Here is a 17,969-nt window from a genome sequence, read left to right as displayed (position 1 = left end):
TAATAAAACATATATAATACTAGTGAGTTATGATATTTTGTAAAAAGTTTTGCGAGGCTTTAAATGAAAAGAAATCATTCTAGTTCTACTCTTTTTTATAAATTTAATATTGTTATTGTAATTTACACAATAATTATTGCTATGACGATTTTTATATTATTAGAACGTGGATATAAAAAAATCATAACAACAGAACTCCAAAATTTTACGAAATTTGTAAATAACATAATGATAAAAAGTTTCTCTAGAGATACAAGAAACATGTTAATAGCTATTGATAATTTTGCAAAATATCACAATCAAAATATAAATAAACAACAAAATGAACGTTTCAAAAATATCATAACTAGTGAACAGTTAAGTTCATTTCCATCTTATATAAAGATATTAGAATACACAGATAAAAATGGTAAAGTATTATATTCAAGCAATGAGAGAAGGCTTAATACCTACATAAACCTACAAGAAATGCAAAAGGACAGCAACATAGGCAATCATCATACGCTTATACTAAACCAAGATCTCACAATAATAAATAACAAATACTATATACCAATGATTTACAAACTTCCTAAAAAAGAACAACACGATTTTTATGACACAAATGATGCAAACATAAAATTAGAACAAAGTGAACGAATGGATCATAATGGATATATTGTTTTATATGTAGACATATTAGAACACATTAAACAACTAAGAAATAATATATTTATGCTATTAGAAAGGTCTTTACTGGAGAAAGACAATCATCACCAAAGTTCACACTACTTCAATATATATGCAATGAACAATCAAGGAGAAATTTTTGGCGAAAAAAACGAAGATACACTTAAGCCCATCAAATTATCCATAAATGACCTATTTGAAAACAACACAAACATAACAAATCCACTACTTAATGCAATGACTAAAAGAAAAAATAATTACAATATTAGCAACAATAATAACATAATATCTATCACAAGACTTACATCTTCATCTTGGTATCTAGCAATACAAATGAATCATAACAATATATTTTCAAACGAACTTAATAAAATCAAATTAATGTCAGCATCAATAATAATTTTGTTTATAATAGTGTTTATATTAATCATGATAATTATAATTAAAAAATTAATCATATCAAAAATAGAAAAACTTAATAATATTATCCCAAAAGTTAAAGAAGGTGATTTAACTATTAAAATTAACTCAAAAGGCAAAGATTCAATAAGCGCAACCATAAATTATTTTGGATATTTCATTGAAAACTTAAAAAATGTAATAAATTCGCTACAAGGCAGGGTTAAGCTATTAAAAGACAATGGTGATTTATTATTTAACGAAATAAATAAAGCTTATGATACAATAAAAAACTCAAATAGATATATAGAAAAAACACAAGGAGAAATAGAAAAACAAGTTGAATTTATTTCAAACACAACAAATACAATTGAAAATCTATCTAAAAACATTGCATCACTTGATAATTCAATCGAAACCCAAGCTTCAAGTGTTGAAGAATCATCCTCAGCTATTGAAGAGATGATAGGAAGCATACAATCGGTTACAGAAATAACACAAAAAGCAGCAAAAAGCACAGAAGAGCTTAAAGCCTTTTCTGATGATGGAAGAAAAAAACAAGAAGAAATCATCATGCAAATCAAAGATATTTATAAAAATTCAACAAGACTACAAGAAGCTAATGCATTAATATCATCCATAGCCAGTCAAACAAACTTACTATCCATGAATGCCGCCATTGAAGCATCTCACGCTGGAGAGGCCGGTAAAGGTTTTGCAATTGTTGCAGAAGAGATAAAAGATCTTGCAGAACAAGTAACTTCACAATCAGAATCAGTTGCAGCATCAATAAATGAAATAATGGATTCCATTAACCAGACAGTTAAAACATCAGAACTAACAAATAAAGCTTTCAATCAAATATTTAATTCAATAAACCTTGTGGTTCAAGTTATAGAAGAAATAAATCATACAATGCAAGAACAATCAATTGGTAGCCAAGAAATTTTAAAAGCTTTAAACACAATGAGAGAAATAACATATGAAGTAAAAATAGGTTCAAATGAAATGTTTAGAGGAAATAAAGAAATAATCAACACAGTATCGGGTTTAGGAGAAATTAATATTACTGTCTCAAACTCAATGAAAGGATTAAAAGAAGAGATCAAGAAACTAATAGAAGCCATTGAAAGCATCAAAACTTTTGGAACAACAAATTCAAATCATATTACAAAAATTAACACAGATACAAATCAATTTAAAACAAAATAATTCAAGGTAAATTTTATGAATAAAACAACATTTTACATAACAGAAAAGTACTTAAAAACATCTTTAATGTTATTTCCAATTTTTGCATATACAAAAAATTTTTTAGAAGGAACAATAATATCAATTTGGATATCACTATGCATTTTATTGCCAGCAATCATTATTAAAAAAATAGAATTGAAAAATCACATACTAGAAATTTACTTACTAATAATAGGACTAGTTATCAGCATAACTTATCCATTTATGCAATATGTAACGCCTATTCTTTATGAAAATTTACGATTTTCAATACCTATTTTGACAGTTATAATAATCTCTTTTCACAAAAATGAACCTTTTAAATCACCAAGCATATGGCAATACTCAAAATCATCCATAATAACATTTATATCAATAAGTACAATAATTTCATTTTTCAGGGAAATATTAAATACTGGTAATTTGAAATTTTTTAATATTACATTTCAAATTATTAAAAATTACAACATAACAAAAATACCAGCTTATAGTTCAAATATTTTTTTAATAACATCTTTAATCTTTCTATTAATTAACATATTAACAAACATTAAAGGACAAAAGAATGATTAAAACAATAAAAGCAGATCTAGAAAATAAAATTCAGAAAACAATAAAGGAACTTGCATTAAATTCAAATATCAAATTAGACAAAATAAATATAGTAATGCAAAAACCCCCAAAAAGTGAAATGGGAGATTTATCAATACTAATATTTGAATTTAGCAAAATATTAAAATTAAGCATGCCTGTAATCACGCAAGAAATAATAAAACAAATTGGAAGTGAATATAAAACAAAATCAATGGGTCCCTATTTAAACATAAAATTTAACAGAAAAGAATACATTCAAAATACAATCAAGAAAGTCAATAAAGAAAAAGAAAATTATGGTATTAATAATTCGCTCCAAAATAAAAAGATAATAATAGAATTTTCATCACCAAATACAAACAAACCATTACATGTAGGACATCTTAGAAATGACATTATTGGAGAAAGTTTATCAAGAATATTAAAGGCTTCTGGTAGCAAGGTAACAAAAATAAATCTAATAAATGATAGAGGAACACACATTTGTAAGTCAATGCTTGCTTACAAAAAATTTGGAAATAATATAACCCCTGAAATTGCACAAAAAAAGGGAGATCATTTAATTGGTGACTTTTATGTAAAATACAATGAATATGCTATTCAAAATAGTGAAATGGCAGAGAATGAAATACAACAACTACTATGTCAATGGGAACAAGGAGACGAAAAAACAGTTCAACTTTGGCAAAAGCTAAACAAATGGGCAATTGATGGCATTAAAGAAACATATCATACTACAAACATTACATTTGACAAAATCTATCTTGAGAGTGAAATATTTAAAATTGGACGAGAAGTTGTAATTAACGGATTAAAAAAAGGTTTATGTTATAAAAGAGAAGATGGAGCAATATGCATCGACATACCTACAGAAAAAAACAATATAGACAATCAAAATTTTAAACAAAAAGTGCTCTTAAGAGCCAATGGCACATCTATTTATTTAACTCAAGATTTAGGAAATATAGTAGCTAGAAAAAACGAATTTGATTTCGATGAAATGATTTATGTGGTTGGAAGTGAACAAATTCACCACTTTAAAACTTTATTTTATGTTGCAGATAAATTAGGAATTACTAACGAAAATAATCTAATACATTTATCATATGGAATGGTAAATTTGCCTGAAGGCAAAATGAAATCAAGAGAAGGAAATATAATTGATGCTGACAATTTAATTCATGATTTAAGCCAATCAACTATGTTAGAACTCAAAAAAAGACATGAAAATGAACAAAACTTACAAAAACTTGCATTAAATATATCATTAGGAGCCATTCACTACTATTTATTAAAAACAGCAATACACAAAGACATATTATTTAACAAAACAGAAAGTTTATCATTTACAGGAAATTCAGGTCCATATATTCAATATGTAGGAGCAAGAATTAATAGCATACTTGACAAATATAACAATCTAAATTTAACTAACAAAAATACTAATTTTGATTTACTAGTAAATGAAAACGAATGGGAAATAATTAAAATTATCTCAGAATTTGAAGAACATATAATTAAAGCATCAAAAGATCGTAATCCTTCAGTAATAGCTAATTATTCTTATTTACTTGCAAAAAACTTTAGCACATATTATCAAGACACAAAAATAATAGATAAAAATAACCTTGAGCTCACACACGCAAGAATTGATTTATCAAAAGCAGTCTTACAAACAATAAAAAACTGCATGCATTTACTTAATATTCCTTACATACAAAAAATGTAAATTTTATAAATTTAAATATACTAAAAATCTATCATAATAATTCACAATCATCTTTATTAAAGATAGACATTATCTTCTTATTATATTTCTCAAGTATATAATATCTCTTAAGCTTAAGAGTATTAGTAAGTTCGTCACCAATAACAAAAGCATCCTTTAACAAAACAAATCCAACAATTCTCTCAAAGCTTTTAAATCCAGATTTAGGATTAACGATATCCAAAATACATTTAGAATAAAATTTATTCACAAGTTCATTGGATAACAAATCATCATGAGAAGAAAATGCTATTCCACTAGAAATAGCCCATTTTTCAAGAACTTCAAAATTAGGTACAATAATAGCTCCTAAAAATTTTTGATCCTGTCCAACAACCACAACATTTTCAATAAACATAGATTTTGATAAAGCTCTCTCAATGGGTTCAGGCTCAATATTTTCTCCACCTCTTAGAACAATTGTATCTTTAGTCCTCCCAACAATTGAAATTTCATCATTAATCGTCGCACAAACCAAATCCCCCGTTTTAAACCAACCATCTCTTGTTAAAACTTCTCTTGTCATAGTCTCATCTTTAAAATAACCACTCATAACCTGCGGGGATTTTATCCAAAGTTCACCTTTCTCACCTGGTGGCAAAGCATTACCATTATGATCAACTACTTTATACTCAATATCTGGAAATAAAGGTCCAACAGTATTTGCAACAGGAGACTTAAGACGCCTCACACTCAAAACAGGTCCCGTTTCTGTAAGACCATAACCTTCAAGGACAAGAATCCCTACAGCCTTAAAAAAATAATCAACATAATCTATTAAAGCTCCCCCACCAGAAATACCAAATATAAATCTTTTTCCAAGTGCTTTTTTTATCTTTTTAAAAACCAAAATATGTCCCAAAAATTTAAAAGGAAAAATTAAAACTAATCCTATAAGATAAATCATCTTCATAAAAGATGAAATTAAAAAGTTTGATTTTCTATAAATAGGAACAAGTCCTAAAAACTTTTCCGCAAGTTTTACATACAAAATGCCCACTTTTAAGAAAAAATTAAACAAAATTTTCTTTAAAAATGATTCCGATACTTTTTTAATAATCCCAGCCCTTATTCCTTCCCATATTCTTGGTACAGAAATAATTGCATGAGGATTTAAAGCTGCAAAATCTTTAAGCAAAATAGGACCTACAGGCTTAGAATAGGCAATTGAGAGACCATTAAGAGCAACTATATATTCGCAAGTTCTCTCAAATGAATGCCAAAGAGGAAGTATAGATATCATTATTTGACCTGGTTCAAGTGCTGGCAAATAATCATTAATTCTATCTAACTGAAAAATAAAAGATTCATGACGAAGCACAACACCTTTCGGAAAACCTGTTGTTCCTGAAGTATATATTATAGTAGCAACATCTTTCCCAGAAACTTTCTCAAGTTCAAGATCAAACATTTTAGGATAATCTTTTAAGTAATCATGCCCCAAACTCAATAATTGCCTATAAGAAATTATCGTAATATTCCCCAACTTATCTTCATAAAGCTTATCATCATCAATAACCACAACATATTTAACAAATTTAAGCTCGTGTTTTTTAGAAATGATTTTTTGTAACTGTTTCGCATTCTCTACAAAGATAAAACTTGATTCAGAATGATTAATAATATAAGCCAATTCATCCTCAGATGAATCATTACCTCTTGGAACATCAATACAACCCAAGCTCATAACAGCTATATCAATGATTATCCATTCTCTTCTTGAATCAGAAATAAGAGCTACTTTATCTCCTTTCCTCATTCCATAATGCAAAAGACCAGATCCAACACTCTTAACTTCATTCCAAAAATCAGAATATATTTGTCTCTTAAAATCTCTAGAATCATTCTCTTTATAAATAAAAATATCAAGATCTCCATAAAGCCCTATAATTTCATTGAAACGCTTAGGAACAGTATCTAGCATAAAACCTCCTTATAAAAGCTACTTTGAGTAATTTGACAAAAAAAGTAAAAAACTAACAAAGACATTATAAAAACTATGAACAAAAATTGAATAATATACATTTTTATATCTCAAATACATACCAGCAAAAATTATTCCAAAGATCAAAGACATAAAAAACCCAATAAATCCATAATAAGAATGCCCATAAGCAAAAACAACACTACTAATCAAACTCGAAATGAATAAAGAAATTCCCATTTGTTTAAGTTTAGTAATAAAAAAAGATCTAAAAAACAACTCTTCAACTCCTCCTGTAAAAAGAGAAGTAACAACCATTAAAAGAAGTGATTGAATACTCTTGATTTCCCAAATAAAACCAGAACTACCCATTTCCATCCAAGGTATCACGGACTCTGATGTAAAAAATAAAAAACACAGACATAAAATAATTAATACAAAAAAAATATAAATAAGCAACTTAACGAAAATTGCAAATGCTTGCCAAACAAAGACAAATTTAAATTCTGGAATACAAAATTCCTCCCTAAAATCATAAGAACTTGTTAACCTGGCAAAATGCATAATAAAAAGAATTTTAAAAAAACTATATAACCAATAAGAATAATGATTTTTATTAAAATTCCAAAGGTCAACATTAACATCTTGAAAAGGAGAAATACGAGTCACTATAAAATAAGATAATAGGATTTCCAAAAAAGCATACTTTACAGGATATTTATTCAACAATGTCATGATAAATTATAGATATATCAATACACGATTGTCAAACTTTATAATAATTAATACAAAAATGATCTAGTATATTAATGATCTGATATATTTAAAACATACTTTCAAAAAGAGATTTCTAGTGATTTTTTTATTTATAATCAGTGCATTAAGTTTATCAATAAGATATTATCTAAAATTAAATTTAATATACTTAAATATAGCTCTAATATTAATCTTTATAATCAAAAAAAATGCTCATCTCTCATTAACATTCATAATCAACACAGGTCTACTTATAATTCTTGAAATTAGTTTAATTTTTAATATACTTGAAAACAATTATTACCAAATAACAAATATCACCACCTATATCTCTAAATATCAAAATGTCAAAATCGAAGCAATAGATGGATTTGGAAAAAATTACAAATTTATATTTAAAAATATTGAAAATGAATACAATATAGGAGATATCGTCAAAATTCAAAATAATAAAATTCAATGCATCAAAAAACCACTGCTGGTAACACTTAGAGAAAAATACAATAAACTCATCAATAAATTTTTAAATTCGATTAGTATCAAATATTCCCATTTTTTAAAAGCAATTCTTACAAATAATAAATCAGACATAACAAAATATGAAAAACATTTATTTCAAAAAGCAGGATTATCACATATACTAGTGATATCTGGTCTACACTTTTATTTGATTTACATTATTTTAAATTACTTACTAAACATGATTGTAAATTACAAACTAAAATATACAATCATAAGCATAATATTACTCAATTATTTAATCTTAACAGGCTTATCACCATCTGCATTAAGGGCATTTATAATGCTAAAAACTTTTATAATTTATAAATTAATATACGGAAAAATTAACTTATTTAGCACATTATCAATTAGTTTCATAATAAACGCCATCATTTTCCCATACACATTAAACTCAATAAGCTTTCAGTTATCTTACCTCTCAGTAATTGGAATATGCATTTCTATTGCTCTTAATAAAAGATACAACTTAAATAAATTTATATACCCAATGCTTACAACTTTTTTAATTCAAATACTAACAGCTCCTATTCTTTATATAAATAATATCAATATTCAACCAATATCAATACTATCTAATATAATAGTTACTCCTCTAATTTTAATATTTTTAATAATAACAATATTTAGTCTACTAACTTATGCAATTAGCACAAATCTATTTCTATTTTTTGATCTAATTAATAGTTATATATTCAGAACAATAAAAAACACAATCACTATTTTTAGCAAAGTTGAGGGAATTAACAATTCAAATATAGGAATATTTTTGATATTAAGCACTATAATACTATCTTACATAATCTACAGGCTAGAACAAGAAAAATACTATAAACAAAATATAAAAAACTCATGATAATAACTATGTGATATTATTTTAATATCTATGAATATAAATTATAACAGCATAAACAGCATAAATAATGTGTTAAAAAATAAAAATATAGCACCAAGAAAGATATGGGGACAAAATTATTTAATTAATGAAAACATAAGAAAAAAAATAATAGATGCACTTGACATTAAAACAAATGAAAAAATTTGGGAAATTGGTCCAGGACTTGGAGCAATGACAGCAATCTTATTAAACAAAGCAGATTTTTTAACGGCATTCGAAATTGACCCCAAATATTCAGAAATCCTAAATGAACAATTTGGTCAACTGAAAAATTTTAAACTAATTGAAGGTGACTTCTTAAAAACATATAAGCAAGAAAAAAAAAACATCAATAAAATAGTTTCAAATTTACCTTACAACATTGCATCAAAGGTAATATCAACGCTAATTGAAGACGAAATATTAACACACATGGTATTTACAGTACAAAAAGAACTAGCAGACAGAATGATTGCCAGAGAAGGAAATAAAAATTACTCATCATTTACAATATTAGTACAATCACATTTTAATGTAATTAAAGTAATGGATATTGATAAAAAAAATTTTTATCCAATCCCTAAAGTTAAATCAACAACCATAAAATTAACTCCTTGTAAAGGAAACATTGAAAATTTTCAAATATTCAACAAATTAATCAGAACAGTCTTTACAAGTCGTAGAAAAAAATTTAAAAATACAATTATCAACTTTATTAAAAATGAAAACATTATTAAAGAAGACTTTTTGAAAAACTTTTTAGATAAAAGACCTGAAGAAATCTCTGTTAAGGAATTCATTACAATTGCAAACCAATTAACTACATATCATTAAGGCACTTGTTAATACAATATCACTTACAGAACAACCCCTTGAGAGATCACTAACAGGATTCCTTAGTCCTTGCAAAAAAGGACCATATGCTCTAGCAAAAGCTAATCTCTCAACAAGTTTATATCCAATATTACCAGACTCTAAATTAGGAAAAATAAGAATATTTGCAATACCGGCAACCAGAGAATCACTACACTTCTTTTCTGCAATACTTTTAACTAAAGCTGCATCAACCTGAAGTTCTCCATCAATCAGTAAGTCTGAACATTGGCTCCTAACAATATCTAACGCATCCCTTACTTTTTTAACCTCTAAAGAATTAGCAGATCCTTTTGTAGAAAAGCTTAAAAGAGCCACCTTTGGATCTTGATCAAAAATATTTCTAAATGAACTTGCACTATGCATCGCAATTTCTGCAAGTTGCATAGAATCAGGATTAATTATTACAGCACAATCAGCAAACATCAAAATCCCTTCATACCCAAAACAAGTTTCAGATTGAGCAAAAACATTCCGAGTATCCATAATCATAAAAGAAGATACAAATTTAGTTTCTCTAAGTCTAGGAAGTATCTTAAAAACGCTTTTTAAAACTTTAGCAGAAGAAGCTAAAGCACCACAAACACAAGTCTTAACATCACCAAGTCTAACCATCATCATAGAAAATACAATATCATCTAAAAGTTCTCTCTTAGCTTGACTAACATTTAATTTTTTATTATGGCACAAACTTAAGTATTCATCCAAATACCTATTAAAATCTTTAAAAGAACTAGGATTTATAATTTTTATCATATCCAAAATATCATCTCTAAAACCCATAAGTTCTCTTAATTTTCCTAAAATAGTATCCCTAACTCCAATAAGTACTACCAATCCAGCAAGACCTTCTCTTAAAATATTAATAGTGGCTTTTAAAATCCTAATGTCATTGCTCTCAGGAAAAACAATACTAGCCTTATCCCGATTATCTATTACATTTTTTCTTGCTCTAGCATAAACATAATCCCTAAAATTAAAAAATCCCATATATTTCATTCCTACATAATAATTCATTAATAAAAGCATACATTAATAAAAAAACTAAATAAAATGATATGTTAATATTAAAATTATGAATATAATGTATCAGAAAAGGAAAAAATAAATCAAGTGAAAAAAAAGAACTTAATTACAGCAGCATTACCATATGTTAATAACATACCTCACCTTGGAAATTTAGTCCAAGTCTTATCTGCAGACGCTTTTGCAAGATATTCAAGAATGATGGGAATAGAAACACTTTATGTTTGTGGAACAGATGAATATGGTACAGCCACAGAAACTAAAGCTTTAATTGAAAAAACTACACCTGAAGAGTTGTGCAACAAATATCATGCAATACACAAATCAATTTATGAATGGTTCAATATAAAATTTGATATTTTTGGACGCACAACTAATAAATATCATAAAGAAACAGTACAAGATTTATTCTTAAAGTTAGACAAAAATGGATATATTACAGAAAAAGAAAATGAACAATTTTTTTGTCAAAAAGATCAAATGTTTTTAGCAGATCGATACGTAACAGGAGAATGTCCAAATTGTGGAAATAATACAAAAGGAGATCAGTGTGAAAATTGCTCTAGTTTACTAGTTACAAATGAAATAATAAACCCAAGATGCATAATTTGTAAAAATATCCCTATTATAAAAAAAACTAAGCATTTATACATTGATCTACCAAAGTTAAAAAATGAACTGGAACATTGGATACAAAAAATTGACCAAAACACAAATTGGAACACCAATGCCATTAAAATAACAAATGCATTTTTAAGAGATGGTCTTAAAGAACGAACAATAACAAGAGATTTAAAATGGGGAATACCTGTCCCTAAAAAAGAATATGAAAATAAAGTATTTTATGTATGGTTTGATGCGCCAATTGGATATATATCAATTACAAAAGAAACAATCAAAGATTGGGAATCCTGGTGGAAAAATAATGAAGAGACAAATTTAACACAATTTATTGGGAAAGACAATATTTTATTTCATACCATTATGTTTCCTTCAATAGAACTTGGAAGCCAAGAAAATTGGACAATGTTAAATAAGCTAGCTTCAAGCGAATATTTAAATTATGAAAACTTAAAATTTTCAAAATCTGCAGGAACTGGAATATTTGGAAACGATGTTATTACCACTGGCATACCTTCTGATGTTTGGAGATTTTATATATATTACAACAGACCTGAAAAAGCTGATTTTCAATTTATGTGGGATGACTTTATGGAAAGAATCAATAGTGAACTTATAGGAAATTTTTCAAACCTTATTAATAGAGTATTAACATTTTATAAAAAATTCTTTGGAGATAAAATTGATAAAATAGAACTAAATGAAAATTTCTGGCAAATAGTCAATATTAAATACGAGAGAACAATAAATTTTTTCAAACAAATAGAATTAAAATCAGCTTTAAAAGAAATTCTTGATATCTCAAGAATAGGTAATAAAATATTTCAAGACAGAGAACCATGGAAAACAAAAAATAGCACGCCCCAAACAACAAAAGAATTACTCTTAAACTTGATATACTTAATAAGAGATCTCTCCATATTAATCTCACCATTCATGCCACATACAAGCGATAAAATAAGAAGTTTTTTTGGTAAAAGTTATGAAATATCCAACAAATTTTTAGGAACAAATTTAGGATTAACAACAATTCAATCTACAGAAGTATTATTTACAAAACTAGAAAAACAACTAATTGATAGTTTAAAATTAAAATACTCGGGGAGAACAAACATGCAAGATGAACAAAATAAAAATTCAATAAATTTATTTAGCGAGCAAATCCGCTTAAAAACAGTAAAAATCAAAACAATAGACAGAAATCCAGATGCAGAAAAATTATTCATCTTAAAACTTGACGATGGCACGCCTGATGGAAAACAAATTGTAAGTAGTATTGCGGATCACTACACAGAAGAAGAACTAATTGGAAAACACATAATAATAGTTGACAATTTAAAACCTGCAAAATTTAGAGGTATCAAATCTGAGGGCATGTTAATTGCAACTGAAGATGAAAATAAAAATTTTAAAATAATAATTGTAGAAGATTTTAAAGATAATCCCATTCCTGGAGAAAGAGTAATACTTGAGAGCGACACTGGAAAAGAATTAAAATCACCAAAAAAAATTAGCATAGATAAATTTTTCCAAGCTCAAATTGTGGCAGAAAATGGAGAACTTAAAATAAATGGCATTAACTTAATATTAGAACATTCTAAAGAGAAAATACTCTCAAAAGAAATTCCTAATGGTAAAGTATATTAAAATCTTAACTAAATAAAAACAATGGATACACAAAAAATAGAAATAGAAAACTTAAATGAAAATTATCTTCAAAGCAAGTTATGGGCAGTTGTAAAACAAAATTTCAGCAAACAAAGTGCATGGAAAGCCATAGCATTAAACAATAATCAATTTAACAAAATTCTTGTAATGCAAAGAAGGCTTTTTGGAAATTTTTATTTAAGTTATGTCGCTCATCCAGAATTTTCAAATAAAAGAATCGAAGATATTAATATAGATAAAATTAACAATCAAATAAAAAAATTCAGTGAAAATATAAGACAATATTTACATAAAAACACCATATTCGTACGATATGATTTAATGTTCTATACTTCAAGAAGTAGTAAAGACAAATACATTCCATTAAAAATTAAATTTAAAAATCTCAAAAAATCATTTGATGATATACAACCATCAAGTACAACAATACTAAATTTAAACGATTCAATAGATGACATCAAAGCCAAAATGAAAAAGAAAACAAGATATAATATAAATCTTAGCAATAAAAAAAATATTAAAGTAATAATAGATGATGATTTTAAATATTTTGATGAATTTTATGAACTTTATAAAGAAACAGCCCAAAGAGACAAATTTACCATTCATTCAAAAGATTACATAAAACACCTAATAAAAGCCTTTAAAGAAGATAAACATGCAACAATAAAACTCATAATTACATTACATAATGAAAAATTAATATCTGGAATTATTGTTGGTATATATAAAGACAAAGCCACATACCTCTATGGTGCATCAAGTAATACAAATAGGAATTTAATGCCAAATTATGCGGTACAATTTAAAGCAATACAAATGCTTAAGACACTCTCAATAAAAGAATATGACTTTTTAGGGATTCCTCCAACTGCTGATACAAAACACCCTTTATTTGGACTATTTCAATTTAAAACCGGATTTGGAGGAACAATTATTCATAGAATTGGATGTTATGATTTTGTATACAAAAAATTTTTATACAATATTTATAATATTGTTGAAATATTAAGATACATTTATTACAAAGTCATAAAAAAAAGAATTTAAATAATACTATTCACTAAATTTTTAAAACAAATTCCTCGATCAAACTCATTATGAAAAAGTTCAAAAGAAGCACTAGCTGGAGAAAATAAAACTATATCACTTATCATAGCTACTTCTTTAGCATAACAAACACATTCTTTTAAAGATGAAAAAATAAAATAATTAACATTTCTTGATTTTAAAAATTCAATAATTTTTAAAGTAGCACTTCCCTGTAGCAAAATCCAAGTCTTAACAAAACTTAAAATATCATCAAAAATTTCAAAATTCAATTCTTTATCAGTTCCGCCAGTAATCAAATGGATTGATTCTCCATGAACCTTTAAACTCTTCAGAGAAAAAACTGTAGAATCAGGAATGGTTGATGCCGTATCATTATAATACTTAACACCATCAAATTCCCTCACAAATTCTAACCTATGTTCAATGCCATCAAAAATAGACACAATCTCAGAAGAGATATTTAAATTTAAATGCAAATAATTTACAACAAAAATAGTAATCATTTTAGAAATTAACAATACAATTTTTGATTCATTAAGAACACCTATCTCTTCATCATTCAAATATACTCTTCCATCCTTAAAATAAAAGATATCTTCTTTAAAATCTATGGGTATAATTTCTGAAAATAAAACAATCTTAAGATTATGTTTAAATCTAGAAAAGTAATTATAATAAGCTTGATCTTGCACAATTAAAATTCCAGAATTTTGATTTATAAAGATTTTTGCTTTATCTTCTATATAATCATCAAAATTTGAATAATAATTTTGATGATCATAATAAACATTTGTAATAATGCTAATTATAGGAGATAAACTCTTAATATCATGCAATTGCCAAGAAGATAGTTCCAAAATAATTGGCGATATTCCATCAAGTTCGTCCAAAAAATTTAAAGGAGATATTCCAATATTACCTCCAAGCTTAGCATTCGGATAACTAGCAACTAAAACTTTATACAAAAGAGATGCTAGGGTTGATTTTCCTTTAGTTCCCGTAATAGCAATGATTGGATTTCGATTAAACATTAAAAACAAACTAATCTCACTCTCAATTCTTTTTGCAAGCTTTAAATACCGATTATCAAAGCTTACACCAGGGTTTTTAATTACAATATCTGCTCTCTTAAAATCATCCTCATTATGATATCCTAAAACATATCGTATTTTACCTTTAAACTGTTTTAAAGAATTAATGCTTGGGCTTAACTCAATTTCATTTCTTAAATCTGTAATTACTAAATTACCACCATGTTTTAACAAGAACTTTGCAACAGCCAGACCTCCTCCATGAAGCCCTAAACCCATAATTAAAAAATTTTTACCTTTAATCTCATTTAGACACACAGCACAAGTATTATAACAAAATAATTAACCTGTTTTAATAGACTTAATCCATTTAGTACTATAAAAATAAGGTAAAGAAATACCAAATTTAATGACATCTTCAAGGGTGGGAATAAATACAACAAGTTCAAAAGGAGTTTGAGTATAATTTGCTAAAAAATATGCAATGGGAATTGTATAAATTAAAGTTACAGCACCCTCCATAACAGCCCCAAAATTTGGAGATGCACCTGCACGGAAAAACCCAAATAAATATTGAAATGCAAGTGATGTAAAAAAAGCTGAAATGGAATAATATCTTAACATAACCCCCGTAAGACTAGCATACTCTAATTTACAAAAAACATAAGGAGCTATAAATGATAAAATAAACATTATAATAGAAGTTAAAGCGGCCAAAGCAAGACCTATTTTACCCAAAAATATTGCAACAGACATTATTTCATCCTTATCATTATTCATCTCATGTCCCATCACAATATTAACAGCAAAACAAAAAGCATGCACTATATTAAATCCAATAAAATAAGTAGAAAAAGTTATGCTATAAGCTGCATATTTAGCAGTATCAATTCTTGAAAAGATCGCACTTAAAACAAAGTATCCTATATACCAAATAAAATCATTGAAAAAAATTGGAACAAAAACTTTAATTAACTCAGAAAATATTACAGGATTAATTTTTAAGTTTTCAAACTTCAGATAAAAATGTGAATTTACATTAAAAACAGTATAAAAAAGATAAAAAACAAGTTCAAGTAGACGAACCAATGTAGTTGCAATAGCAGCACCAATGACTCCCATATTAAAAACAAAAATAAACATATAATTAAAAACTACATTTACAATAACTGAAATAATAGAAGTAACAATTTGAATTTTAGTGATCTTAACAACTTTTAGAGAATTTGCAATAATTCCCTTAACAACAGCAAATATAAAAGAATAAACAGCAATATTAAGATAAGATACGCCATAAGATACGGCTATTAAATCATCAGATAATAATCCAAGTAAAAAATATGAATAAAATAATGAAACTAATATAAATAAAAAGGAAAAAAATAAAAGTATTGCTATACTAATAAAAAATGTATTTTTAAAACTATCAATATCACCTTGAGAATATTGTCTTGTAGCCAATATGTTATAAGCACCCATTACAGCAAATGCAATAGTACTAAAGAGTTCAAACAATTTATTTGCAAGAGAAACACCAACAACAGGATAATCACCAAGGTAAGACACCATAATATTATCTGTAAATGCAACAATATTAAACAAAAAAAATTCAATGACTGTTGGAATTGCAATATTAAAAACATCTCGATAAACACTGCTTTTCTTGGATTTGCTTAATGAATGCATAACCTCCTCCTAAATATAAAAAAAGCAAATTTTCAAATTGTTAAGAAAAACAAACAAAACCAACTTAAAAAATATACTATAAAAAAATAACAAAAATACCTTTATTAAATAAGATCAACATGAATTTTAAATTCATATTACTCATATAATATCTTTAATTGCTATTATAATATATTTTAAAAATTAAAACTGCTTCTTATAATGAATTCCCTTTGGCCTATTATCTTTCAAACAACCTAAAACAACAACTAACAAAAATATTCCTAGTATTCTAACATATCTTTTTATCATTTACAGTAAAATTCACAATAATTACACCAATTACAATTGGTATACAATAACATCAAATTTTACTTAATTTAACATTTATAAAAACAAAACCTAAGACATTATTCATCAATAACAAAAGATCAACATCATATAACTACATGTTAACTGAATAATGCAATATAATTACATACTAATGATATCTTTTAATATTTTTTCACTATTTTTTTTAGTTAGTAATTTAATTAGTAATCATTCTTTAGAAGCAAACCAAATATCAAAACAAGATTTTCAAATTTTACTTAATATCATAAAAACTCTAGATCAAGTTCATCAAAAACAAATAAAAGAACAACCTATCTCATTTATTCAAGAACTAAAACCATTAATTAAAGCAGAAGAAAACAATTTACTAATACTTGTAAATAAAAAAATCCCTATTCCTAAAGGATATAACCCAACTGACTTGGTTTATTTAAAAAATTTCAAAGAACTTAAAAATATTGGCAAAGAAAACTTCAAATTAAGAAAAATATTAATAAATGACTTAATTGATCTTATAAATGAAGGCAAAAACAATGGTTTACAAATAAAAATAATATCAGCATATAGAACAAAAGAATACCAAAATTTTTTATTTAAATATAATGTAAAAACATATGGTATAAAGTCAGCACAAATACAATCAGCAATTTCTAATCACTCACAACACCAATTAGGAACAACAATAGATTTCATCAATACAGATGATAACTTATTAAATACAAAAGAAGGAAAATGGCTTTATGAAAACTCATCAAAATATGGATTCTCATTATCATACCCCCAAAAACATGAAAAAGAAACTGGTTATAAAGCAGAACCTTGGCATTACATGTACATTGGAAAACAAGCATGTACCCTGCAAAAAAAATACTTTAATAATTTACAATATAAATTTCTTGAATTTTGGAATAATCACAAAAAAGAACTTTTAAAGTTAATTCAAAAATACACAAATTAATA

13 protein-coding genes are annotated in these 17,969 nt (G+C 26.2%); 8 read left to right on the top strand and 5 right to left on the bottom strand.

The genetic code is table 11. The features are described 5' to 3' along the window. The first annotated feature begins 63 nt into the window (after window positions 1–63). Genes U880_RS0104015 through argS form a run of 3 tightly spaced genes read left to right on the top strand, consistent with a single transcriptional unit; the run spans window position 64 to window position 4,624 of the window. Window positions 64–2,280, top strand: coding sequence for a methyl-accepting chemotaxis protein (locus U880_RS0104015; protein ID WP_024654861.1), 2,217 nt, complete (start codon window positions 64–66; stop codon window positions 2,278–2,280). A 15-nt stretch (window positions 2,281–2,295) separates the two neighbouring features. Further along, window positions 2,296–2,874 carry a hypothetical protein gene (locus U880_RS0104010; RefSeq protein WP_024654860.1) on the top strand — a complete coding sequence of 193 codons (579 nt, stop codon included), beginning with the start codon at window positions 2,296–2,298 and terminating at the stop codon, window positions 2,872–2,874. Next, complete coding sequence (argS, locus tag U880_RS0104005; RefSeq protein ID WP_024654859.1) at window positions 2,867–4,624, top strand: arginine--tRNA ligase; 1,758 nt, start codon at window positions 2,867–2,869, stop codon at window positions 4,622–4,624. The genes U880_RS0104010 and argS overlap by 8 nt, the downstream gene beginning before the upstream one ends. 31 nt (window positions 4,625–4,655) lie before the next feature. On the opposite strand, the gene U880_RS0104000 is transcribed toward argS, so the two are convergent. Then, entirely contained in the window at window positions 4,656–6,587 is a 1,932-nt protein-coding gene (locus U880_RS0104000) for an AMP-binding protein (protein WP_024654858.1), read from the bottom strand. An 18-nt stretch (window positions 6,588–6,605) separates the two neighbouring features. After that, a complete protein-coding gene (locus U880_RS10090) occupies window positions 6,606–7,283 on the bottom strand; it encodes a CPBP family intramembrane glutamic endopeptidase (protein ID WP_235048006.1) in 678 nt (225 codons plus the stop codon). Between the two features lie 157 nt (window positions 7,284–7,440). On the opposite strand from U880_RS10090, the gene U880_RS0103990 reads away from it, so the two are divergent. Together U880_RS0103990 and rsmA are read left to right on the top strand one after the other, a co-directional pair. Then, entirely contained in the window at window positions 7,441–8,718 is a 1,278-nt protein-coding gene (locus U880_RS0103990; RefSeq protein WP_024654857.1) for a ComEC/Rec2 family competence protein, read from the top strand. A 30-nt stretch (window positions 8,719–8,748) separates the two neighbouring features. Beyond that, window positions 8,749–9,573: a 16S rRNA (adenine(1518)-N(6)/adenine(1519)-N(6))-dimethyltransferase RsmA gene (gene rsmA, locus U880_RS0103985; protein WP_024654856.1), complete on the top strand. Its 825-nt coding sequence runs from the start codon at window positions 8,749–8,751 to the stop codon at window positions 9,571–9,573. Here rsmA and pta read toward each other — a convergent pair. Further along, complete coding sequence (gene pta / locus U880_RS0103980; protein WP_024654855.1) at window positions 9,556–10,602, bottom strand: phosphate acetyltransferase; 1,047 nt, start codon at window positions 10,600–10,602, stop codon at window positions 9,556–9,558. The genes rsmA and pta overlap by 18 nt on opposite strands. A gap of 114 nt (window positions 10,603–10,716) precedes the next feature. Between pta and metG the strand changes: the two genes are divergently transcribed. Together metG and U880_RS0103970 are read left to right on the top strand one after the other, a co-directional pair. After that, window positions 10,717–12,906 (top strand): methionine--tRNA ligase, encoded by a 2,190-nt coding sequence (gene metG / locus U880_RS0103975; protein WP_268744605.1) that lies wholly within the window; start codon window positions 10,717–10,719, stop codon window positions 12,904–12,906. A 21-nt stretch (window positions 12,907–12,927) separates the two neighbouring features. Next, window positions 12,928–13,977 carry a lipid II:glycine glycyltransferase FemX gene (locus U880_RS0103970; RefSeq protein ID WP_024654853.1) on the top strand — a complete coding sequence of 350 codons (1,050 nt, stop codon included), beginning with the start codon at window positions 12,928–12,930 and terminating at the stop codon, window positions 13,975–13,977. Here U880_RS0103970 and murD read toward each other — a convergent pair. After that, window positions 13,974–15,329, bottom strand: coding sequence for a UDP-N-acetylmuramoyl-L-alanine--D-glutamate ligase (murD, locus tag U880_RS0103965; RefSeq protein ID WP_024654852.1), 1,356 nt, complete (start codon window positions 15,327–15,329; stop codon window positions 13,974–13,976). The two genes, U880_RS0103970 and murD, sit on opposite strands and share 4 nt — an antisense overlap. A 24-nt stretch (window positions 15,330–15,353) precedes the next feature. Further along, window positions 15,354–16,697 carry an MATE family efflux transporter gene (locus tag U880_RS0103960; protein ID WP_024654851.1) on the bottom strand — a complete coding sequence of 448 codons (1,344 nt, stop codon included), beginning with the start codon at window positions 16,695–16,697 and terminating at the stop codon, window positions 15,354–15,356. Window positions 16,698–17,160: 463 nt separating this feature from the next. Between U880_RS0103960 and U880_RS0103955 the strand changes: the two genes are divergently transcribed. After that, window positions 17,161–17,967, top strand: a complete 807-nt coding sequence (locus tag U880_RS0103955) for a M15 family metallopeptidase (RefSeq protein ID WP_024654850.1) — start codon at window positions 17,161–17,163, stop codon at window positions 17,965–17,967. Window positions 17,968–17,969 lie beyond the last annotated feature (2 nt).

The sequence above is a fragment of the Borrelia hispanica CRI genome, from assembly GCF_000500065.1.
Taxonomy (GTDB): Bacteria; Spirochaetota; Spirochaetia; order Borreliales; family Borreliaceae; genus Borrelia; species Borrelia hispanica.
Note: the sequence above shows the minus strand (reverse complement) of the source record. Positions and strands in the feature narration are given on the sequence as shown.

Bases quoted from the DNA above. Each gene is read 5' to 3' on its own strand.
- U880_RS0103955 (WP_024654850.1), top strand. From the start codon at position 17,161: ATGATATCTTTTAATATTTTTTCACTATTTTTTTTAGTTAGTAATTTA.
- U880_RS0104000 (WP_024654858.1), bottom strand. From the start codon at position 6,587: ATGCTAGATACTGTTCCTAAGCGTTTCAATGAAATTATAGGGCTTTAT.
- argS (WP_024654859.1), top strand. From the start codon at position 2,867: ATGATTAAAACAATAAAAGCAGATCTAGAAAATAAAATTCAGAAAACA.
- rsmA (WP_024654856.1), top strand. From the start codon at position 8,749: ATGAATATAAATTATAACAGCATAAACAGCATAAATAATGTGTTAAAA.
- U880_RS0104010 (WP_024654860.1), top strand. From the start codon at position 2,296: ATGAATAAAACAACATTTTACATAACAGAAAAGTACTTAAAAACATCT.
- U880_RS0104015 (WP_024654861.1), top strand. From the start codon at position 64: ATGAAAAGAAATCATTCTAGTTCTACTCTTTTTTATAAATTTAATATT.
- U880_RS0103960 (WP_024654851.1), bottom strand. From the start codon at position 16,697: ATGCATTCATTAAGCAAATCCAAGAAAAGCAGTGTTTATCGAGATGTT.
- U880_RS0103970 (WP_024654853.1), top strand. From the start codon at position 12,928: ATGGATACACAAAAAATAGAAATAGAAAACTTAAATGAAAATTATCTT.
- pta (WP_024654855.1), bottom strand. From the start codon at position 10,602: ATGGGATTTTTTAATTTTAGGGATTATGTTTATGCTAGAGCAAGAAAA.